This window comes from Sphaerotilus uruguayifluvii (assembly GCF_013294065.1).
GTDB classification, from domain to species: domain Bacteria; phylum Pseudomonadota; class Gammaproteobacteria; order Burkholderiales; family Burkholderiaceae_C; genus Sphaerotilus; species Sphaerotilus uruguayifluvii.
Genome location: NZ_JABSNM010000001.1, coordinates 277,123 through 296,584, shown reverse-complemented (window position 1 = coordinate 296,584; position 19,462 = coordinate 277,123). Strand labels below are relative to the sequence as shown.

The window sequence follows — 19,462 nt, the reverse complement described above, 5'->3', positions numbered from 1 at the left end:
ATCCGGGCGTCCCGCGCGGGCCGGGGGTCAAGCGTGCGTGCGGGACCTCCGATATCGGCGCATGGACAGCCCGTCTCCCCTCCCCTGCGCCGACTCCCGGCTGCACCAGGCCCTCGAGGCCTCCGGTGGCGGCACGCTCGTGCTCGTCGGGCTGCCCCGGCTCGACGAGATCGTCACGACGCTCGGCGCCGGCCTGAGGGAGGCGGTGCTGCAGGCGGCGGCCGAGCGCCTGGCACAGACCGCCGGCGGCGAGACCGGCCTGTCTGCCGCGACGGTGCTGCGCCGCGGCGACCGGCTCGCGCTGGTCTGCGCCGAGAGCGGCGACGAGGCCGCGCAGCGCGCCCGGGCCTGGGTGCTGGCGCTCGAGGCGCCGCTCGAGGTCGCCGGGCAGCGCTTCTCGACGGGTGGCTGCGCCGGGCTGGCCCGCATCGACGCCGGCGGCGCGCACGAGCCGCAGCGGCTGCTGCGCCAGGCCGACCGGGCCTGCCACGAGGCGATGCGCCGCGGCCGCGGCAGCTGCCTGCTCCACGACGACGCGATGACGCAGCAGGCGCTGCGCCGGCTGCGCCGCGAGGACACGCTGCACCGCCAGCCGCCACCGGCCGCGCCGGAGCTGCGCTTCGACCTGCAGGCCGACATGTGCACCGGCGCGCTGACCGGCGCGGTGGTGCTGCCGCAGTGGCCCGGCGGCGGCCTGGGAGAACACCACGACCTGCTGGAGACGGCCGCCGAGGCCGGACGGCTGCCGGAAGTCGGCGCGCTGCTGCTGCAGGCGGTCGGCCGGCAGATCCGGCTCTGGCGCGACCAGGGCCTGGACGTGCCGGGCCTGTCGGTGGAGCTGCCCGCCGCGCTGTGGCGGGACCGTGCGCTGGTGTCGATGACGCTCGACGCGCTGGTCGACCAGGGCCTGCCGGGCGGCGTGCTGACGCTGCAGATGGACGCGGCCGCGCTCGATGGCGAGCCCGGGGCTCTGCGCGCGACGCTGCGATCGCTGCGGGCCACCGGCGTGCGCATCGGCCTGGTGCGCTTCGGCGGCGAGCGGGCGCTGTCGCTGGCGGCGCTGGGCCGGCTGCCGGTCGACGAGCTCACGCTCGATGCCGGCGTGCTGTCCCGGCTCGGCCACCGCGACGGCGTGCGCCTGGCCGCGGCGCTGATCGGCATGGGCCGCGCGCTCGGCCAGCGCATCGTCGCCGAGGGCGTGCGCAGCGAGGACCAGCTCGACTTCCTGCGCAGCCGTCACTGCGACGAGTTCCAGGGGCCGCTGCTGTCGCGCCCGCTCGACCCGTCGACGATGACCCAGGTGCTGATGCACGCGCGCATCCAGCACCGCCTGGTCATGGACTCGCATGTCGGCGAGCCCTCGACCCGCGGCACGACCGCGACAGGCGGCGTGCGCGCCGCGCTCACTGCTGCAGCAGGTTGAGCAGGTACTTGCCACCGGTCGTGCCGGTGCCGCCGGCACCGTAGACCACCCGGGCATAGTAGGTCGCCGCGGCGGTCGTCGAGTTCGTGACCTTGACCGTCTCCGGCAGACCGGTCCCGTTCAGGCTCGCGGCCACCTGCGTGCCGGCGCTGTTGTACAGGTAGAGCTGGTAGTTCTGCGTCGAGACCGCCATGTTCAGCGTCGCCGACAGCACCTTGCCGGCCGCCACGGAGACCTTGTAGTAGTCGGTGTCGGTGCTGGCGGAAAGCGTGCCGCTGACGGCCGCATGGGCGGCCGAGACGGTCTGTGCCGTGCCCAGCGTGTTGTTCGACTCGACCTCGGTCACCGCCGTCGGCAGCGAGCCCATCGCGGTGTCGACCGCCTTCTTGGCGTCGACGATGCCGGCGCCGATGGTCTTGATGCTGTCCGGGGTGACCGGGAAGGGCCGTGCCGAGCTCTTGAGCATCGTCTCGACCTGGTCGGGCGTCAGCGCGCTGTTCTTCGACAGCATCAGCGCGACCACGCCGGCCACGTGCGGCGTCGCCATCGAGGTGCCGGCGTAGGAGGCGTAGGCGTCCGCGCCGGGCACGGTGGCGCCGCTGTTGAGCGTCGACAGCACCGAGACGCCGGGCGCGGCGACGTCGACCAGGCTGCCGTAGTTCGAGAACGAGGCCCGCGCGCCGGTGCGGTCGACCGCGCCGACGGCGACCACGCCGGTGCAGTTGGCCGGCGTCTGGGTCGAGGCGTAGGCGTTGGCGTTGCCCGCCGCGACCACCACGACCGTGTTGCGCGAGCGCGCCGAGTTGACGGCCGCCTGCATCGTGGTGCCGCAGCTGCTCGCGCTGCCGCCGAGCGACAGGTTCAGCACCCGCGCCGGATAGGCGTTGGCCGGCAGCCCGGTCACCGTGCCGCCCGAAGCCCAGACGATGCCGTCGGCCACGTCGGACAGCGAGCCCCCGCAGGTTCCCAGCACACGCACCGGCACCACCTTGGCGCCGTGGGCCACGCCGGCCACGCCGGTGGCGTTGTTCGTCACCGCCGCGATCGTGCCGGCGACATGGGTGCCGTGCCAGCTGCTGGAGCCGGTGCCGCACCAGTCGCCCGGATCCTTGGCATCGCTGTCGCGGGCGTTGCCGTCGTTCGAGACGGTGGTGCTGGCGATCAGGTCATAGCCGCCGACGATGTTGGCGGCCAGATCGGCGTGCGGCCGGTAGCCGGTGTCGATCACCGCCACGTAGACGCCGGTGCCGGTCGAGCGGTCCCAGGCGGCCGGCAGGTTGATGCCGGCCACGGCCTCGTAGTAGTGCCACTGGGTGCCGAAGCTGGTGTCGCTCGGCACGAGCTGCGGATAGAGGCGGATGTCGGCCTCGACCGACTCGATCTCCGGATCGCCCGCCATCAGGTCCGCGCCCAGCGTGCGGATCTGCGCGACGGTCATCGCGCGGTCGAGCTTCATGACGCGGCCGCCATGGAACATGTCGCGCTTGTGGGTCAGGCCGATGCCGGCGCGCTGGCCGGCCTGGGCGATGCGCAGGTCGGCGCCGCTGCGGCTCGACGAATCCCGGTACTTGATGATCAGCTGATCGGTGGTCTGCGCCTCCTGGCGCGCCAGATCGACGCTCGGGCCGCCCGCGCGGGCGCCCGCCGCCAGCATCACCATCAGGGCCGCCATGGCCACCGGATTCCTCAATCCCCGCATCGACATGCTTCGTCTCCCGTGCGCCACGCGAGGCGCACGGCCCCCGGCCCGACCCCCGGACCGATGCTCCGGGCAGCGCCTCCAGGTCATCACATGCGACGGGGAGTATCGACAGGAAAAAAGAGGGTATTTGCGGGGCTTATCAAAAAATAACCAGTGCAACGTCTCTGATGCGTCTTTTCACACACTGAATACACATGAGTACCATCAGACAGGCCGCTCCGGGGTGGCCTGGGCCGCGCGCGCCGCGAAGGCCGCGCGCTGCGCCGCCAGCCGCTCGCGCGGGTTGACCTTGGCGACCTGCTCGTCCAGGCGCATCTCCTGGATGAAGCGGCTCGGGAAGGCGCGGCGGATCTCGCGCCCGCGCTTCTGGCGCAGCAGCGTCGTCACCAGCAGCGTGCGCCGCGCGCGGGTGATGCCCACGTACATCAGCCGGCGCTCCTCCTCCAGGCGCTCGGACGTCATCTCCTCCTCCTCGCGCTTGAAGGGCAGCGTGCCCTCGTTGATGCCGACCAGCACCACATGCGGCCACTCCAGGCCCTTGCTGGCGTGCAGCGTCGACAGCGTGACGACGTTCTGGTCGGCCTCGCCGCGCTCGGCCAGGCTCAGGATCACGCTGATGGTCTGCGCGACGTCGAGCACGCTCTTCGTCTCGGTCTGCACCTGGCCGCTGCCGTCCTCGGCGATCTCGCCGCCGCAGCGCCGCGCGATCCAGTCGATGAAGTCGAGCACGTTGGACCAGCGCGCCGCCGCGACCTTGGGGTTCTCCTCGCTGTCGAGCAGGTGCTGCTCGAAGCCGAGCTCGCCCAGCCATTCCATCAGCATCGGCCGCGCCGCCTCGGCGCCCACCGTGTGGCGGGCGCGGTATTCGAGGTCGTTCACGTAGCGGCCGAACTCGTGCAGCGAGCCCACCGCCTTCGCCGAGAGCGCCGTGCCGATCGACTCCTGGAACAGCGCCTCGAACAGGCTCACCCGCCACTTGCCGGCGAAGTCGCTCAGGGCCGCCAGCGTCGTGTGGCCGATGCCGCGCTTCGGCGTGGTGATCGCGCGCAGGAAGGCCGGGTCGTCGTCCTGGTTGACCAGCAGCCGCAGCCAGGCGCACAGGTCCTTGATCTCGGCGCGGTCGAAGAAGCTCTGGCCGCCGGAGACCTTGTAGGGGATCTGCGCCTTGCGCAGCGCCTCTTCGAGCTTGCGGCTCTGGTGGTTGGCGCGGTAGAGGATGGCGAAGTCGCGCCACTCGGTCGAGCCGGTGTGCTCGCCCGCGGTGTTGGCGCGGATCGCCAGGATGCGCGCGGCCGCCCGCTCGGCCTCGTGCTCCTCCTGGTCGCACTCGACCACCTTGACCGGCTCGCCCTGGCCGAACTCGCTCCAGAGCTTCTTCTGGAAGATCTTGGGGTTCAGCGCGATGACGTTGTTCGCAGCGGTCAGGATCGCGCCGGTGGAGCGGTAGTTCTGCTCCAGCGGGATGACCTTCAGGTTCGGATAGTCCTGCGGCAGGCGCTTGAGGTTCTCGATGGTGGCGCCGCGCCAGCCGTAGATGCTCTGGTCGTCGTCGCCCACCGCGGTGAAGATCCCCTGCTCGCCCACCAGGGCCTTGAGCAGCTCGTACTGGGTCGCGTTGGTGTCCTGGTATTCGTCGACCAGCACATGGCGCAGCGTGCGGCGCCATTTCTCGCGGGCCGCCTCGTGCTGCTGCAGCAGCTTCAGCGGCAGGCCGATCAGGTCGTCGAAATCCACCGCCGAGTAGGCCGCCAGACGCTCCTCGTAGAGCTTCATCACCCGGGCGGCGACGCGCTCGTCGTCGTCCTGCGCGGCGGCCTCGGCCTGCTCGCAGCTCAGGCCGTTGTTCTTCCACAGGCTGATGGTCCACTGCCAGCGCCGCGCCACCGCCGCGTCGGTGGTGCCGCCGGCGTCCTTCAGCACGCCCAGCACGTCGTCGGCGTCCAGGATCGAGAACTTCGGCTTCAGGCCGAGCATCTCGCCGTCCTCGCGCAGCATGCGCACGCCCAGGGAGTGGAAGGTGGCGATCACCAGATCCTTCGACGCCCGCGCGCCCACCAGCGAGCGTGCCCGCTCGCGCATTTCCTGCGCCGCCTTGTTGGTGAAGGTGATGGCGCCGATCTGCTTGGGGGCCAACCCGGCCTGCAGCAGCCGGGCGATCTTGTGGGTGATCACCCGCGTCTTGCCCGAGCCGGCGCCGGCCAGCACCAGGCAGGGGCTGTGCAGGTGGTGGACGGCTTCGAGCTGGGCGGGATTGAGGGTCGAGGGGGCGTCGGCCATGGCGGGGCTCCGGGGACGCAGCGGCAGGGACTGCGGGCGGCGGATGATAGCCAGCCCGTCCCGACCCGGCGCGACGGTCCACAATCGGTCCATGCAACCGCCCATGCAAACGCCCCCGCCCGCGCCGGCCCAGCCGCGCAACCCGCTGCACGGCCTGACCCTGGAGCGCATCCTGACCGAGCTGGTCGCCCGCTACGGCTGGCCCGGCCTGGCCGAGCGCATCGCGCTGCGATGCTTCAGCGACCAGCCCAGCATCGCCTCCAGCCTGAAGATGCTGCGCCGCACGCCCTGGGCGCGCGAGAAGGTCGAGGGGCTCTACCTGTTCATGCTGCGCGAGCAGCGCCGCGATGCGCGCGACGCGCGCCCGCCGCGGCCCTAGACCCGCGCCGCGCCCGCCGCTCAGTAGCCGGACGGATAGCTCGCCGCGGCATTCACCCGCACCGGAGCGCCGACACGCGCCGGGATCTGGCTGACCTGGCTCATCGGGAACAGCAGCGGCTCCACCGGCGTGCGGCCGTGCGCGGCGACCTGCGCCGCGGCGGTGGCGGTGTAGGTCACGCCCCACAGGTCGAACAGCGGGCGCAGGTCGCGGCCGACGATGAAGGAGGCCGCCACCAGCATGAAGTCGTTGCCGCTGATCGACGACGGAAAGCTCGCGTAGGTGCCGAAGCCGTAGCTGGCGGCCACCGCCGGCCAGTTCGCCTTGTTCGCGTCGAAGTTGCGGTCGAGCAGGTGCAGCAGCGTCATCAGCGCCCAGCCGTCGCCCAGCGCCGGGTTGTGGTGGCGCGCATGCTCGACGAGCTGGCGGTAGAACATCAGCCGCGCCGAGTTGTTCGCCGCATAGGCGGGGTCGGACCAGATCGCTGCATAGGCCGAGGCGACCGGATCGGTGCTCGCCTGCGCCGCCTTCAGCGTGTCGAAGACGGCCTTGCCGGTGCCGGAGCGGTCGACCAGCGGGCTGGCGAGTCCAGCCGGCGTCAGGTTGTAGCGCATGCGCTTGTGCACCGGGAAGATGTTGTTCGACACCTCGCCGGACTGCCCGCCGTGAATGTTCAGCCGCGATCGCTGCAGGTTGTGGCCGATCTCGTGCGACTCGCCCCAGCCCAGCGGCTGGAAGGCCCAGTCCTGGTCGTAGGGATTGCCGCTGCAGCCGCTGCCGCAGGTGGCGTGCACGTCGCTGATGACGTGCTGCATCACGTCGCGGCGGTGCTGCGTGCCGGTGCAGTCCCAGCCCTGCGCGCTGCAGAAGGCCGCCACTTCCGGCGACAGCCGGTACTGCCCGGGCGTGGCCGCGTTGAAGCCGGCCAGCTCGTAGGTGTCCTGGATGGTGTAGCTCCAGGTCTCGGCGACCAGGCGCGAGAGATCGCCGCCGTACAGGGCCAGGCTCTGGCGGAAGTTCGGCAGCGTCGAGTGCAGCGTCAGCGTGTCGGTGGCCAGGCCGACCCAGTTCGTCGGCGTGGCGGCCAGCTCGGCCTGGAAGGCGGCGACCTGCGCCGGATCGGTCGCGTCGCGCAGCACCGGGTGCGTCGTCACGCCGCTGACCTGCACCGTCACCGTCTGCGCGCCGCTGGCCGCGGCGTCCACATGCAGGAACAGCGGCCCGCCGTAGGCGCTGGTGACCACCTTGGGCTGGCCCGCCACCAGCGCCGCGCGCGGCGAGGCCAGCTGCGTCGGCCGGTCCAGCCCGGAGGGCTCGTTGAAGACCCAGGTGGTGTCGCGCAGCATGTTGATGCCGACCCGCACCGCGCCGGTGCCGGCGTCGGTGCGCACGATCTTGATGCGCCGCCCCGGCATCACGTAGAGCCCGGTCATCACGTCGCGGGTGCCGCTGACCGGCAGCGTCACGGTGACGGTGCGCGTCAGCGCCGGCGTGGTGGCCGGGATGGCGCCGGAGAAGTTGCCGAGGTTCTTCGCCACCGCCGCGTAGGGCCGGTGCTGGAAGGAGACGATGTCGGAGAAGTGGGCGCGGTAGAAGTCCGCGCCGTGGCGCAGCTTGCTCATCGGATAGCTGACCGGCTCGCGGTACTTGTCGCCCAGCAGCACCAGCAGCTTCTCAAGCCGGTAGCCGGCGGTCGAGAAGATCGCGCGGCCGCTGGCGTCGAGCTCGCGCAGCGCGGTGCGCAGCGCACCGGCCGGCGTGCCGAACTCGGCCATGTAGGTCGCGTCGCCCGAGCAGCCGACGCGGCCGTAGCTGCTGGTGCAGCCGCTCCAGGTCGAGGTGAAGGTGCCGCGGTCGAGCCGGTCGACCAGGGCCTGCACCGCGCCGAGCCCGGCCGGCATCGCCGGCAGCGTGGCCGCGTCGAAGGCCTGCAGGCCGTTGTCGGCCCAGTAGTTGTTCGTCACCGTCAGGCCGAACTGCTCGAGCAGCCGGCCCGAGAGGTCGTTGCTGTCGCGGTAGTGATGCAGGTAGAGCACCGGGATGCCGCGCGACTGCGCCGCCTGCACCGCCTTCATCACGGTCGGCCCGTCGTAGGCCTGCGGGCCCTGCTCGCGGCCGATGACCAGCAGGTGCGCGCCCTGCAGGCAGGCATCGAGCCGGTCGCCATCGCAGCGGTTGTCGGCCTGCGTGGCCGGATTCGTCGTGATCCCGTTGATCGTCACGCCGGGAAAGGTGCTGGCCAGCCAGCTGCGGGTGCGGCCCTCGTGCGGGAACCAGTAGGTCTCGGTGCCGGGCAGGTGGGCGGTGACGACCTTCAGTCCGGCGAAGCTGGTGCGCCGCGTCAGCCAGGCGATGGTGCGCTGCATCAGCTGGTCCGTCGCCGCGTTGCCGCGCACGCCCAGCGGATTGCCGCCGAAGGCGGCGTAGCGTGTGCCCGAAGGCAGCGTCCCGGCCACCGCCAGCACGCTCGGGGTGCCGGCATTGCCGCCCTTGTAGCTCCAGTTGCTGACCAGGATCGGCCGGTTCTGCGTCGTGTCGAGCAGCGAGAACCACACCGAGTCGTGCGACGGGTTCCAGTCCAGCGGCCCCAGCGTGCCCGGGCCGCGCGAGCCGTCGGCATTCAGGCCGAACAGCGCCTGCTTGATCGCGGCGTACTCGGCCGGCTGCGCGGCCAGCAGCGTGCGCGTCGCCGACATCACCTGGGCCAGCGTGACCCCGGACGCATCGCCGGTGCCGGTGGCGGCGGTGACCGGATCGACGACGGCCTGCGCGCGGGCCTGCGGCGCCGCGCCCGACGAGGTCTCCGACGCCTCGCCGCCACCGCCGCAGGCCGCCAGCAGCGCCGAGGCGCCCAGCGCGCAGGCACGGACGCGGGCACGGGCACGCCAGACGGACAGCGACGCAGACGGGGACAGGACGGGATTCATGGCGCGGACCTTTGCGGAAATTCACGTTTCTTCGTGATCCGGCATTGTGGTGGCGCGCACCCTGCCCGCCCTGACCCGCGATCCCCCGCGTTCAGGGGGACAGGTCCGGCCGTCGCGAGACGGGGACTCAGTAGGTCTTGTACGGCAGGAACTTGCCGCTCATCGTGATGCTGACCCGGTCGCCCTTCGGGTCGGGCTCGCGCTGCAGGTCCATTCGGAAGTCGATCGCGCTCATGATGCCGTCGCCGAATTCCTCGTGGATCAGCTCCTTGAAGGTCGTGCCGTAGACGCTGACGAGCTCGTGGAAGCGGTAGATCAGCGGGTCGGTGGGCACCGAGGTCGGCAGCGAGCCCTTGTACGGCACCACCTGCAGCCAGCGCGCCTCGGCCTCGCTGAGGTCGAACAGGCGGGCGACGACCGCCGCCTGCTCGGCGTCGAGCGTCATCTGGCCCAGGCAGGCGGCGGTGACCCACTCCTTGCTGAGCCCCACCTCGCGGGCCACGTCGGCCCACTTCAGGCCCTTGGCCACCTTGGTGGCGATGATCTTTTCGGTCACGTCGAGTCGGCTCATCTGCGGTCTCCATCGGTTCGGATCGCTGCACCGGCACGGTGCGGCGTGCCGGGGGTCTGCAAGCGACATGCCCAGGCCTGCGCCGGTGCACGCGCATCGCGCGGCCGCACGATCGCGCACACTCGGGCGCATGGCGAAGACATCCCCGAGACAGGCTCCCGCCGCGCGGCGGCTCCGGCATCTGGCACGGCTGTGGGCCCCGGTGAGCGCGCGGCCGCGGCTGCTGCTGTCGGTCGCGGTCGGGCTGCTGGCGGGACTGCTGCTGTCGCTGGCCGACACCGGCGGGCTGCTGCCGCGGCCGGTCACCCGGCTGGTCGTCGCGTGGAACGCCGGCGCCTGGCTCTATCTGGCGCTGGCGGGCTGGATGATGGTGGCGGCCACGCCGTCGCAGATCGGCCGGCGGGCTCGGCGCGAGGACGAGGGCGCGCGCACCATCCTGGCGCTGGTGGTGGCCGCGGCGCTGTGCAGCCTGGGCGCGATCGTCGCCGAGCTCGGCGGCGCGCGCGACCTGCACGGCAGCGCGCGCATCACGCACATCGCGCTGGCGGTGGCCACCATCGTGTCGTCCTGGGCCTTCACGCAGGTGATGTTCGCGCTGCACTACGCCCACGACTACTACCTCGCGCGCCAGCACGGCCAGCCGCCCGGGCTGGCCTTTCCCGACACCGAGGAGCCCGACTACCTCGACTTCCTGTATTTCGCGGTCGTCATCGGCACCTCGGGCCAGACCGCCGACATCGCCTTCGCCAGCCGCGCGATGCGGCGCGTCGGCATGGTGCACTGCGTGCTGGCCTTCGTCTTCAACACCAGCCTGGTCGGGCTGATGATCAACGTCGCGTCCGGGCTGATCTGAGCGCTCAGCCCTGCACTTCCGGCCAGACGGTGTGGAAGGACTGGCCGGCCGGGCGGTCGAGGCGCTCGTAGGTGTGCGCGCCGAAGAAGTCGCGCTGCGCCTGCAGCAGGTCGGCGGGCAGGCGCGCGCTGCGGAAGGCGTCGAAGAAGGCCAGCGAGGCCGACATCGCCGGCACCGGCACGCCGGCCAGCATCGCCTGCGCCACCACCCGACGCCAGGCCGGCTGCGCGCCGTTGAGCGCCGTCTCGAAATACGGCGCCAGCATCAGGCTGGCCGGGGCCTGGCCGTCGGCATGGGCCTCGGCGATGCGGTTGAGGAACTGCGCGCGGATGATGCAGCCGCCGCGCCACAGCCGCGCGATCGCGCCCAGGTCGAGGTTCCAGCCGCGCTGCGCGCTCGTGGTGCGCATCAGGTCCAGGCCCTGCGCATAGCTGACGATCTTGCTGGCGTAGAGCGCCTGGCGCAGCAGCTCGACCCACTCGGCCGCCGGCAGGTCGATGCGCGCCTCGGGGCCCTGCAGCCGGGTGCTGGCCACCAGCCGCGTGGCCTTCATCGACGACAGGATGCGCGCGTCCACCGCCGCGCCCATCGTGCTGACCACCACCGCGTTCTGCGCCGCGTTCATCAGCGTCCACTGGCCGGTGCCCTTCTGGCCGGCCTTGTCGAGAATGACGTCGACGATCGGCGCGCCGGTGTCCGGGTCGCGCTGCGCCAGGATGCGCGCGGTGATCTCGATCAGGTAGCTGCGCAGCTCGCCGCGGTTCCACTCGTCGAAGACGGCGGCCATCGCGTCGGTGTCGAGGCCGGCGGCGCGCATCAGCGCGTAGGCCTCGCAGATCAGCTGCATGTCGCCGTACTCGATGCCGTTGTGGACCATCTTGACGTAGTGGCCCGCGCCGCCCGGGCCGATGTGCGAGACGCAGGGCTCGCCGTCGACCTTGGCGCTGATCGCCTCGAACATCGGCCGCAGCGCGGTCCAGGCCTCGACCGGACCGCCGGGCATGATGGCCGGGCCCTTGCGCGCGCCCTCCTCGCCGCCGGAGACGCCGGCGCCGACGAAGCACAGGCCGCTGGCGGCCAGCTCGGCCGAGCGCCGCTCGGTGTCGGCGAACAGGCTGTTGCCGCCATCGACCAGGATGTCGCCCGGCGACAGCAGCGGCGCGATCTTCGCGATCACGTCGTCCACCGGCGCGCCGGCGTTGACCATCATCAGCACCTTGCGCGGCGCAGCCAGGCTGGCGACGAAGTCGGCCAGCGACTCGAAGCCGTGCAGCCGCCCGGTGGTGTCATCGGCCACGCTGCGCGCCACCGCCTGCGGCGAGCGGTCATGCAGGCTGACGTCGAAGCCGTGGTCGGCGAGGTTCAGGGCCAGGCTGCGGCCCATCACCCCCAGGCCGATCAGGCCGATGGGATGCTTGGTGGTCATGCGGGAGTCCGGTTCTTTTCGGGAAAACCCTCGATTTTCCATGCAGCCCGCTGTCGACCGGCTGTCAGGGGCTCCCGTGGGGCGGGACGGGCGCGCCCGGACTATCGACGCCGCGCCATGCGGACTTGACCGGCCCCCCCCCGCCCGGCGCGCGTCAGCCGCGCGGCGCCATCGCGCGCAGCACGCCGTCCTTCAGCACCAGATGGTGATAGATCGCCGCGGCGGCGTGCAGGCCGGCCAGGTTCAGGATGATGTCGCCGAGCAGGCCGTGGACCTCGCCCCAGTCGGCCATCGGCGCCAGCGCGGACTGCGCGATGAAGGGCATCTCGTTGACGCGCAGGCCGCCCAGCAGCGTCAGCGGATGGCCCTCGCTGCCCAGCGCCAGCATCGCGGTGACCGGCACGGCCAGCATCAGCAGCCACAGCAGGCCGTGCACGAGGTGCGAGACCGCGCTCATCCAGCCGGCCATCTCGAAGCGGGGCCTGGCCGGGCGCAGCGCGACCCAGACCAGCCGCAGCAGCGTCAGGACGAAGACCAGCACGCCGAGCGACTCGTGCGTGACGATGTCCCAGCGGGTCGCCGGGTCGAGCCCGTCGTGCATCTGCCGGCCGAAATGCTCGGGGCCGAGCACGAAGGCGGCCAGCACCGCGGCGGCGGTCAGCCAGTGGAAAGCCCGGCTCAGCGGGTCGTAGACGGATCGGGGGGAAACGGCCATGGAACGCTCCTGGAATGAATTCGGATCGCGCGCCGACGCGCGGGAGCGCAGCCGACGGCTGAGCTCCATCCTGTCGCATCCACCTGAAGCTGGGGCGCGGGTGTGGCGCCCGCGGCACGGTCCGCCGCTCAGACGGTGACCGACAGCTGCCGGCGGCTGTGCCCGGCCAGCTCGATCATGCAGCCGAAGGCCTCCTGCGCGCCGCGCACCGCCGCCTCGACCTGCTCGCGCCGCGACAGCCGCTGCTCGAGCAGCTGCAGCAGGGCCTTCCAGCGCGGCCCCATGCCCTCGACCGCCAGGCTGCGCAGCTGCAGCGGCGCCAGCCGCTCGCCCCAGCGCCGGCGCAGCACCTCGCCGCCCAGCAGCGAGCCCTCGAGCACGTAGACCATGCCCAGCCGGCAGGCCTCGCCCTCGGCGCGGGGCACGGACCAGTCGAAGCGCGCCTCGGGAATCCAGCGCAGCAGCCCGGTGTCCACGCCGGCCTGCACCGCCTCCTCGACATCGCGCTCGATCAGCGCCAGCCGCGCGGCCGGCGACCAGCGCTCGCCCCCGGCCAAGCCCAGCCGCAGGTCGCGCAGCCCCGGCTCGAGCGCACGCAGCCACGCCGCCATCAGGCCGATGTGGTGCAGATAGTCGAGTCGGTTGATGTAGGCGCCCGACAGGGGCATCAGGCGGTCGAGCTGCTGGTGCAGCGCGTGGGTGCCTTGTCGAAGCGCGGTCAGCGCCAGGCCGGCATGGGCGTCGGCGGAGAGCGAGGTCATCGGGAGCGTCGGGAAGGAGCGGACACAAGGGGCGCGGGAGCGCCGGCACGCGGCCAGGGCGCGGCCCCGATTGTCCGTGCGGCGGCCCGCCGGTCTGTAGGACGAGACCGCGGATGCGCGCTTTTCTGCACGCGCGCTGATCCAGCGCAGCAGGGCCGCGACGGCGGAATCGATCCCGGGATGTCGTCCTGCAACAGGGGCACGCCTGCCCCTACGCCCGCCCGTTTCATTTCTGGTTCAATCCGCCCGGAAACCCCGGGATACCATGCACAAGGAGAGCCGATGCCGGACGACGCCACAGAACATCCGCCCGGCTCCCCGGACCTGAGCAACTGCGACCGGGAACCCATCCACATTCCCGGCGCCATCCAGCCGCACGGCGCGCTGCTGGCCTTCGATGCGGACCTGCGCCTGTGCGGCTGGAGCGCCAGCGCGAGCGACTGGCTGGCGATCCGGCCGGCGCCGGACCGGCCGGCCGCCGCGCTGGGGCTGGGCGAGGAGGTGCTGGCGCTGCTCGACGAGTGCCTCGCCTCCGCCGCGCAAGGCGAATCGCCGCCGCTGTCGGGCGAGGTGCAGGCCAACGGCCATCTGTTCGACGTCGTCGTGCACATGCACCGGCAGCGCGTGCTGCTCGAGTACGAGATCCGCCATGTCGGCTCGCCCGAGATCGCCTCGTTCGCGCTGCAGGCCAACCGGGCGATCAGCCGGCTGCGCCGCACCCGGCAGGCCGAGGAGCTGCTGCAGATCGCGGTGCACGAGATCCGCAAGCTCACCGGCTTCGACCGGGTCATGGCCTACCGCTTCCGCCACGACGACAGCGGCGACATCGTCAGCGAGGACGTCGCCGACGACATGGACCCCTACCTGGGCCGCCGCTATCCGGCCTCGGACATTCCCGCGCAGGCGCGCAGGCTCTACACGATCAACACGCTGCGGCTGATCGCCGACGTGGCCTACCGCCCCTCGCCGCTGCTGTGCCGGCCGGACGTCGTGCCGCTGGACCTGAGTCATTCGATCCTGCGCAGCGTCTCGCCGATCCATGTCGAGTACCTGAGCAACATGGGCGTGCAGGCCTCGATGAGCGTGTCCATCGTCGTGCGCGGCCGGCTCTGGGGGCTGATCGCCTGCCATCACCGCCAGCCGCTGCTGGTGCCGCACTCGGTGCGCATGGCCTGCGACGTGATGGCGCAGGTCATCGCCACTTCGGTCGAGGCGGCCGAGACGCGGCGCGCCGAGGGGCGCTCGCGCCAGTGCGCGCAGCTCAACAGCGCCATCGTGCAGGACTACGTCTCGTCCGACGATCTGGCCGCCACGCTGGGCGCGCACGCGCCGGACATGGCGCGGCTGCTGGAATGCGACGGCTTCGCGATCGTCAGCCGGCAGGGCCGCGAGGTCCAGGCCGGCGCGACGCTGCCGGCCGGGCTGCCGCAGCAGGCGCTGGCGAGCCTGGCCGACGCGAGCACCGACATCGTCTGCCGCAACGGCGTGGCCGACTGGCCCGCGGGCACGGCGCCCGCATCACCCTGGGTCGGGCTGCTGGCGATCCGCTGCGACGCGGTCGAGAACCTGTGGGCGCTGTTCTGGCGCCTCGAGCAGATCGAGACGGTGCGCTGGGGCGGCAAGCCCGAGAAGCTGGTGCGCATCGGCCCGCTGGGTCCGCGGCTGACGCCGCGCGGCTCCTTCGAGGAATGGAAGGAGACGGTCTCGGGCTGCGCCGTGCCCTGGACGGCGGCCGACATCGACTGCGCGCAGGAGCTGCTGCACGCGATCCACCGCGCGCTGAGCGCGCGCATGAGCGAGCTCGACCGTGCGAAGAACCAGATGCTGGCCATCCTCGGCCACGACCTGCGCGATCCGCTGCACAGCATCAGCATGGCCGCGCAGATCATGACGCGCCACCACGATCCGGCCTCGCTGGGCCGGCGCATCCACGAATCCAGCGGGCGCATGCAGAAGCTGATCGCGCACATGCTGGACATGAGCCGCATCCGCAGCGGGCTGGGCCTGGGCATCCGGCGCAGCGACACCGACCTGTCGGCGCTGCTGTCGAGCCTGGTCGACGAGGCCGAGATCGCGCACGGCCGGCTGCCGCACCAGCGCGCGATCGAGGCCGACGTTCGGGGCCGGCTCGACGCCGACCGCGTCGGCCAGCTGGTCTCGAACCTGCTCGGCAACGCGCGCCATCACGGCGACCCGGCCCGCGCGGTCGAGGTCGCTCTGCGCGGCGAGACCGACGAGACGGGCCGGCCGGTGGCGGTGCTGGGCGTGGCCAACGTGGCCGCCCCGATCCCGGCCGAACGGGTCGCGCGGCTGTTCAGCCCCTTCAAGGACGCGGGCAGCGAGGCCGGAACCGGCGCGACCGCCCACCGCGGCCTCGGCCTGGGCCTGTACATCGCGCGCCAGATCGCGCTGGAGCACGGCGGCGACCTGAGCTACCACCACGAGCACCGTCCGGGCGACGCCGGGCCGGGGTGGGTGATCTTCGTCGCGCGGCTGCCGATGGGCGACGGGGCGGCCTCCTCTGCGCTCAGGGTTGGAGCGTGATGCTGCGGAACGCCTGCGCCGCCATCGGCCGGTCCTTGCACGCCACGCCGTTGGTCACGACGCCGCCGTCATCGCTCAGCAACTGCAAGGTGCCGCCACCTCCCAGCGGCTCGAACAGCACCTCCGGCCTGAAGCCGACGAGTTCACTGCTGTCGACGATCCGCGGCGCGTCGTGCTTCTGGCCCGACCAGCGGTACAGCGTGAACGCACCGGCGTCGGCAGCCGGCCCGGCGACGATCCAGTAACCACGGCCGTCCAGGGCACGTTCGATGCTGCGAACACCACGGCCGCGCAGTTCGAGCAGGATGGGCTCGCCGAAGCGTGCCTTGCGCCCGGACGCGGCCGTCACCAGCTCCGCGGGGTTGAGCAACGGCACCAGCAGCGCACGGCCGTTGGGCACCGGGTTGCGGAATCCGACCAGCAGGCTGCCATCGGGCATCGCCGCCAGCCCTTCGATGTTGAGCCCGCCGGGCGCCTCGGGGGCAAGCCGCGCTGCATCGCCGAGACGCAGACCCGCCAACGTCGGCGCGGCGGCCAGGTCGTCGAGCAGCCCGCGGTAGGGCGTTCCTGCCGGGGTGACGCCCGGCTGCGCACCCGGAACGATGTCGGTGGCGAAGAAACGCTGCCTGTCGGGCCGCAGCTTGCCCTTGCTGTTGCGGCCGTGCGAAGCGATCCAGTAGATGCGCTGGCCGACAGCCGCCGCCGCTTCGAGATCCGACTCCTTGTTGCCGCTGTCGAGGAAGGCGGCGAGCGGCGCCTCGCCCACGGGCTCCGGCCGGCCTCGCCGGTAGACGCGCAAGGTGTTGTCCTCGTCGCCCGCGACGACGAAATGATCGGCGTCCAGGGCGACAGCGGCCGACGCGTCGCATGGACCGCGGTAGGTCATGGCGGCTGAGGCGGGTGCGCCCGACGCGGAGCCGGCGAACAGCGTCAGCGCGAGGGCCGACAACATCGAAACGGCGTGGGGCAATGGCATGCTGATCCTTGCTTGCGGCTCAAAGCACTCGCAGCACCTCGAACTGGAGTCGCTTGGGGGCGACCTGTACCGACACCTCATCCCCCTCGCATCTGCCCAGCAGGGCCCTGCCCAACGGGGCATCGGTGCTGATGACCTGGACGATCTGAGCGCCGCTGACCAGTTGCATGCTGCCGCCATCGGGGCCGAGAAAGAGCCGCTGCTGCCTGTCTTCGGCATCGACCAGGCAGACCAGCGCACCGAGCTGGATGCCTTTGCCGGCGTCGTAGGGCAGCGGGCGGAACTGGCGCCAGCGGGCCAGCGCCTGGCGGATGGCTGCGGCGCGACGGGCCTGGCCGGTGGCCAGGTAGGCGGCTTCGAGCCCCAGGGTGTCGTACTTGTTCTCGGCGATGTTTTCTTCGTGGGTCGCCGTTTCATGGGCCTCCCGCACGGCCTCTTCGGCCTGCAGCAGGTCTTCGGAGAGCCGTTGCAGGACCTGCTGCTGCTGCAAGAATTTATCCATGGGTGCGGTGGGCGTCTCGAACAAGCAGGGGGGCTGGTCTTGATTATGGAGGGCTCCACCAGCCTTCGACGGGTCTGTTCATGGCACACCAGTCCTCAGCTCCCTGGCAAAGCTCGCAGCCCGCACGAAGGTGAAATAGCGACCTCTTCGCGGGCGTGATGCCGGGTTTGGCACCCCGAATGGCGCTGGACGGGCCGGGACTCGGCTGGCTACAATGGCTGCAACACGGCCCCTGTCGGTTGATGCGCTTCGGTGCAAAGACTGCTCAGGGGTTTTTTCATGGCTGGCCCGATCCCAAGGGTCACCAAGGGCGTGTCTGCCAGCCGGGATCCACGCCCATGCCGTGCAGATTGAGTCCCAGGTGATCTAGCGCGGGGAAGTCCTCCTCCAGCAGTCGCTTGAACCGCTGGCCCCACTGCGATGCTGGATGGATGATCTTCAGCAGATGGTGCGCGATGCAGAAAAGCTGGAACGGGCGTGCCCGCAGTTGGGCATCTGTGTGAAAGGCGGTCAGCGCGGGGACTTCTGCCGGAGGCGGCAGCTTCGGCTGGTCCACCACGTTGCGGTTCCACAGCCGGCTGTGGTGGGCGCAGACATTGCGCAGGTAGTTCAGGCTGCGCAGCCATGTCGCGAAGATGCGGCCGTTGCTCACGCCGTAGCACTTGGCGATGTGGTCCTGGTCGGCTTCCTTCAATCCCCCGTAGAGACGCGAGAGCGCCCCGAAGTCCCAGACCTCGCAGGCCACCCAGATCGCCAGCGGCAGGCCATAGCGGCTGCGATTGTGCTCGATGAATTTTTCCTTCGAGCGGTTGATCAGCCGGGCTTGATGGGCCAGCCAGTCGTGGTGCGTGGTCAGTCCGGTCTTGGGGTCGAGGGCGGCGCTGAAGCTGTGATGGAAGAGATCCGGTTTCAGGTAGGCGAACCGGTCTTGGCGGCCCAGGTGATGCGACACATCCACGCGCAGCGCCACCTCGATGCGCTCCAGCGCATCCAGCACGAGCAGGCGCAGCTTCTTGTCGAAGATGTACAGATCGACAGCGTTCTGGAAAGTGGCGACGGGCTTGAAGGTGTCCAGCACGAACGATTCCGTGCGCACCTTGGCGGGCTTGCGGCCTGTGGCCGGATCGAGCGGGCAGCAGATGCCCGAACGTTCGCGCATCGCGTACCAGTAGCCGCTGAGCCGGTAATAGCCGATGCGCTCCAGGCATTCCAGCGCCTTGGGCCGGTCGGTCACGATCAGGCCGCGCCGGTGCAACTCGTCGAGCTGATCTTCGTAGCTGCGCCAGGGTTTGCTGTAGAGGGTCATCCGATCACCAGAAAGCGCGAAAAACTGGCAGTGTGGCGCAACGACTGCGACAGGTCATCTGCTGGTGGGGCGGTGTCGCCGCGCACTCGCATCGGTACACTGACTTCACGATGGATACCGCCTTCAGAGCAGCCAACAAAACACAGTCATCACCATGGAAGTCTGAATTGTTGAAGGCCGATGAAAGACAAGGAAGTCAGCGCAGCCCTGTGGAAGAAGTTGGAGCCGTTGCTGCCTGAGGCGCCACCGCGCTCAGCCAAGGGGGGCGGCCGCGGGTGGATGATCGGCGAGCGTTGAACGGGATCCTGTTCGTGTTGCGCACCGGCATAGGCTGGGAGCACCTGCCTCAGGAACTGGGCTACGGCAACGGCATGACGTGCTGGCGACGGCTGAGAGCCTGGCAGGCTGCGGGCGTGTGGCACCGGCTGCATCTGGCGTTGCTGGCGTTGCTGGCGTTGCTGGCGGAGCTGCGGGGCGCGGGTCAGCTCGATTTCAGTCGAGCGTGTGTGGATGGGGCCAGCGTGGCCAGCCCCCGGGGGGCGAGTTCACGGGGCCGAACCCGACGGGCCGGGGCAAGCTCGGCAGCAAACGCCACCTCGTCACCGACGGCGCAGAGGTGCCGCTGATGTTCTGCGTGACGGGGGCGAATCGACATGACTCGGTGGTGTTCGAGGAGCTGATCGATGCATTGCCGGCGGTGGCGGGGCTGCGGGGGCGTCCTCGACGGCGGCCCGACAAGCTGCATGCCGACAAGGGCTACGCGCTTCGAGCGTTGCCGCAGCCATGTGCGGGCCAGGGGCATCAAGGTGCGCATCGCGCGCCGAGGTGTCGAGAGCCGGGAGCGGCTGGGACGTCACCGCTGGGTGGTCGAGCGCACCCATGCTTGGCTGGCGGCGTTTGGAAAGCTGCGCATCCGCTTCGAGCGTCAGGCCCAGACGCATGTCGCCTTGCTCAGCCTGGCCTGTTGCGTCATCTGCCTGCGCACGCTGGTTCGGTTTTGTTAGTTGCTCTAAGGCACCAGTTGTAGTGACAGGTGGTGCCACTCCAGCGCGAGCCCGAGAGCCTCAGCGTAACAACTGCGCGGCATCGAACTGGGCAAC

At 71.1% G+C, this 19,462-nt stretch carries 15 protein-coding genes and 1 pseudogene; 6 read left to right on the top strand and 10 right to left on the bottom strand.

What is annotated here, in order from left to right; genetic code table 11:
- Window positions 1–61 precede the first annotated feature (61 nt).
- On the top strand, window positions 62–1,423 hold the full coding sequence (locus tag HNQ01_RS01305; protein ID WP_173803502.1) for a bifunctional diguanylate cyclase/phosphodiesterase: 1,362 nt from the start codon (window positions 62–64) through the stop codon (window positions 1,421–1,423).
- Here the strand turns inward: HNQ01_RS01305 and HNQ01_RS01300 are convergent.
- Window positions 1,404–3,095, bottom strand: a complete 1,692-nt coding sequence (locus tag HNQ01_RS01300) for a S8 family peptidase (RefSeq protein ID WP_173803501.1) — start codon at window positions 3,093–3,095, stop codon at window positions 1,404–1,406. The two genes, HNQ01_RS01305 and HNQ01_RS01300, sit on opposite strands and share 20 nt — an antisense overlap.
- Window positions 3,096–3,329: 234 nt before the next feature.
- Window positions 3,330–5,402 carry an ATP-dependent helicase gene (locus HNQ01_RS01295; protein WP_173803500.1) on the bottom strand — a complete coding sequence of 691 codons (2,073 nt, stop codon included), beginning with the start codon at window positions 5,400–5,402 and terminating at the stop codon, window positions 3,330–3,332.
- A 103-nt stretch (window positions 5,403–5,505) separates the two neighbouring features.
- On the opposite strand from HNQ01_RS01295, the gene HNQ01_RS01290 reads away from it, so the two are divergent.
- Entirely contained in the window at window positions 5,506–5,781 is a 276-nt protein-coding gene (locus tag HNQ01_RS01290; RefSeq protein WP_173803499.1) for a VF530 family protein, read from the top strand.
- A gap of 20 nt (window positions 5,782–5,801) precedes the next feature.
- On the opposite strand, the gene HNQ01_RS01285 is transcribed toward HNQ01_RS01290, so the two are convergent.
- A complete protein-coding gene (locus tag HNQ01_RS01285) occupies window positions 5,802–8,708 on the bottom strand; it encodes an ImpA family metalloprotease (protein ID WP_173803498.1) in 2,907 nt (968 codons plus the stop codon).
- 127 nt (window positions 8,709–8,835) lie between these two features.
- The gene (gene cynS / locus HNQ01_RS01280) at window positions 8,836–9,279 is read right to left on the bottom strand and encodes a cyanase (protein WP_173803497.1); all 444 of its coding nucleotides are present in this window, start codon (window positions 9,277–9,279) and stop codon (window positions 8,836–8,838) included.
- A gap of 130 nt (window positions 9,280–9,409) precedes the next feature.
- On the opposite strand from cynS, the gene HNQ01_RS01275 reads away from it, so the two are divergent.
- Window positions 9,410–10,132 carry a DUF1345 domain-containing protein gene (locus tag HNQ01_RS01275; protein WP_173803496.1) on the top strand — a complete coding sequence of 241 codons (723 nt, stop codon included), beginning with the start codon at window positions 9,410–9,412 and terminating at the stop codon, window positions 10,130–10,132.
- A 4-nt stretch (window positions 10,133–10,136) separates the two neighbouring features.
- Here HNQ01_RS01275 and gndA read toward each other — a convergent pair whose 3' ends face one another.
- The 3 genes from gndA to HNQ01_RS01260 form a co-directional block, all read right to left on the bottom strand.
- A complete protein-coding gene (gene gndA, locus HNQ01_RS01270; protein WP_173803495.1) occupies window positions 10,137–11,558 on the bottom strand; it encodes an NADP-dependent phosphogluconate dehydrogenase in 1,422 nt (473 codons plus the stop codon).
- Window positions 11,559–11,712: 154 nt separating this feature from the next.
- Window positions 11,713–12,273, bottom strand: coding sequence for a cytochrome b (locus HNQ01_RS01265; protein WP_173803494.1), 561 nt, complete (start codon window positions 12,271–12,273; stop codon window positions 11,713–11,715).
- A 128-nt stretch (window positions 12,274–12,401) separates the two neighbouring features.
- Window positions 12,402–13,034, bottom strand: coding sequence for a biliverdin-producing heme oxygenase (locus tag HNQ01_RS01260; protein ID WP_173803493.1), 633 nt, complete (start codon window positions 13,032–13,034; stop codon window positions 12,402–12,404).
- Between the two features lie 282 nt (window positions 13,035–13,316).
- On the opposite strand from HNQ01_RS01260, the gene HNQ01_RS01255 reads away from it, so the two are divergent.
- Window positions 13,317–15,578, top strand: coding sequence for a GAF domain-containing protein (locus HNQ01_RS01255; protein ID WP_173803492.1), 2,262 nt, complete (start codon window positions 13,317–13,319; stop codon window positions 15,576–15,578).
- Here the strand turns inward: HNQ01_RS01255 and HNQ01_RS01250 are convergent.
- From HNQ01_RS01250 to HNQ01_RS01240, 3 genes are all read right to left on the bottom strand, one after another.
- Window positions 15,562–16,530, bottom strand: coding sequence for a DUF3616 domain-containing protein (locus HNQ01_RS01250; protein ID WP_173803491.1), 969 nt, complete (start codon window positions 16,528–16,530; stop codon window positions 15,562–15,564). The genes HNQ01_RS01255 and HNQ01_RS01250 overlap by 17 nt on opposite strands.
- 43 nt (window positions 16,531–16,573) lie before the next feature.
- Window positions 16,574–17,056: a GreA/GreB family elongation factor gene (locus HNQ01_RS01245; protein WP_173803689.1), complete on the bottom strand. Its 483-nt coding sequence runs from the start codon at window positions 17,054–17,056 to the stop codon at window positions 16,574–16,576.
- 301 nt (window positions 17,057–17,357) lie between these two features.
- Complete coding sequence (locus HNQ01_RS01240; RefSeq protein ID WP_173803490.1) at window positions 17,358–18,362, bottom strand: Abi family protein; 1,005 nt, start codon at window positions 18,360–18,362, stop codon at window positions 17,358–17,360.
- A 110-nt stretch (window positions 18,363–18,472) separates the two neighbouring features.
- Between HNQ01_RS01240 and HNQ01_RS22270 the strand changes: the two genes are divergently transcribed.
- Window positions 18,473–18,601 carry a hypothetical protein gene (locus HNQ01_RS22270; protein ID WP_286180418.1) on the top strand — a complete coding sequence of 43 codons (129 nt, stop codon included), beginning with the start codon at window positions 18,473–18,475 and terminating at the stop codon, window positions 18,599–18,601.
- Window positions 18,543–19,366: pseudogene (locus HNQ01_RS01235) on the top strand (IS5 family transposase). Before HNQ01_RS22270 ends, HNQ01_RS01235 begins: the two are co-directional and overlap by 59 nt.
- Window positions 19,367–19,462 lie beyond the last annotated feature (96 nt).

Excerpts from the sequence above, each read along its gene's own strand:
- HNQ01_RS01305 (WP_173803502.1), top strand. The coding sequence starts at position 62 with ATGGACAGCCCGTCTCCCCTCCCCTGCGCCGACTCCCGGCTGCACCAG.
- HNQ01_RS01300 (WP_173803501.1), bottom strand. The coding sequence starts at position 3,095 with ATGGCGGCCCTGATGGTGATGCTGGCGGCGGGCGCCCGCGCGGGCGGC.
- HNQ01_RS01295 (WP_173803500.1), bottom strand. The coding sequence starts at position 5,402 with ATGGCCGACGCCCCCTCGACCCTCAATCCCGCCCAGCTCGAAGCCGTC.
- HNQ01_RS01290 (WP_173803499.1), top strand. The coding sequence starts at position 5,506 with ATGCAAACGCCCCCGCCCGCGCCGGCCCAGCCGCGCAACCCGCTGCAC.
- HNQ01_RS01285 (WP_173803498.1), bottom strand. The coding sequence starts at position 8,708 with ATGAATCCCGTCCTGTCCCCGTCTGCGTCGCTGTCCGTCTGGCGTGCC.
- cynS (WP_173803497.1), bottom strand. The coding sequence starts at position 9,279 with ATGAGCCGACTCGACGTGACCGAAAAGATCATCGCCACCAAGGTGGCC.
- HNQ01_RS01275 (WP_173803496.1), top strand. The coding sequence starts at position 9,410 with ATGGCGAAGACATCCCCGAGACAGGCTCCCGCCGCGCGGCGGCTCCGG.
- gndA (WP_173803495.1), bottom strand. The coding sequence starts at position 11,558 with ATGACCACCAAGCATCCCATCGGCCTGATCGGCCTGGGGGTGATGGGC.
- HNQ01_RS01265 (WP_173803494.1), bottom strand. The coding sequence starts at position 12,273 with ATGGCCGTTTCCCCCCGATCCGTCTACGACCCGCTGAGCCGGGCTTTC.
- HNQ01_RS01260 (WP_173803493.1), bottom strand. The coding sequence starts at position 13,034 with ATGACCTCGCTCTCCGCCGACGCCCATGCCGGCCTGGCGCTGACCGCG.
- HNQ01_RS01255 (WP_173803492.1), top strand. The coding sequence starts at position 13,317 with ATGCCGGACGACGCCACAGAACATCCGCCCGGCTCCCCGGACCTGAGC.
- HNQ01_RS01250 (WP_173803491.1), bottom strand. The coding sequence starts at position 16,530 with ATGTTGTCGGCCCTCGCGCTGACGCTGTTCGCCGGCTCCGCGTCGGGC.
- HNQ01_RS01245 (WP_173803689.1), bottom strand. The coding sequence starts at position 17,056 with ATGGATAAATTCTTGCAGCAGCAGCAGGTCCTGCAACGGCTCTCCGAA.
- HNQ01_RS01240 (WP_173803490.1), bottom strand. The coding sequence starts at position 18,362 with ATGACCCTCTACAGCAAACCCTGGCGCAGCTACGAAGATCAGCTCGAC.
- HNQ01_RS22270 (WP_286180418.1), top strand. The coding sequence starts at position 18,473 with ATGGATACCGCCTTCAGAGCAGCCAACAAAACACAGTCATCACCATGG.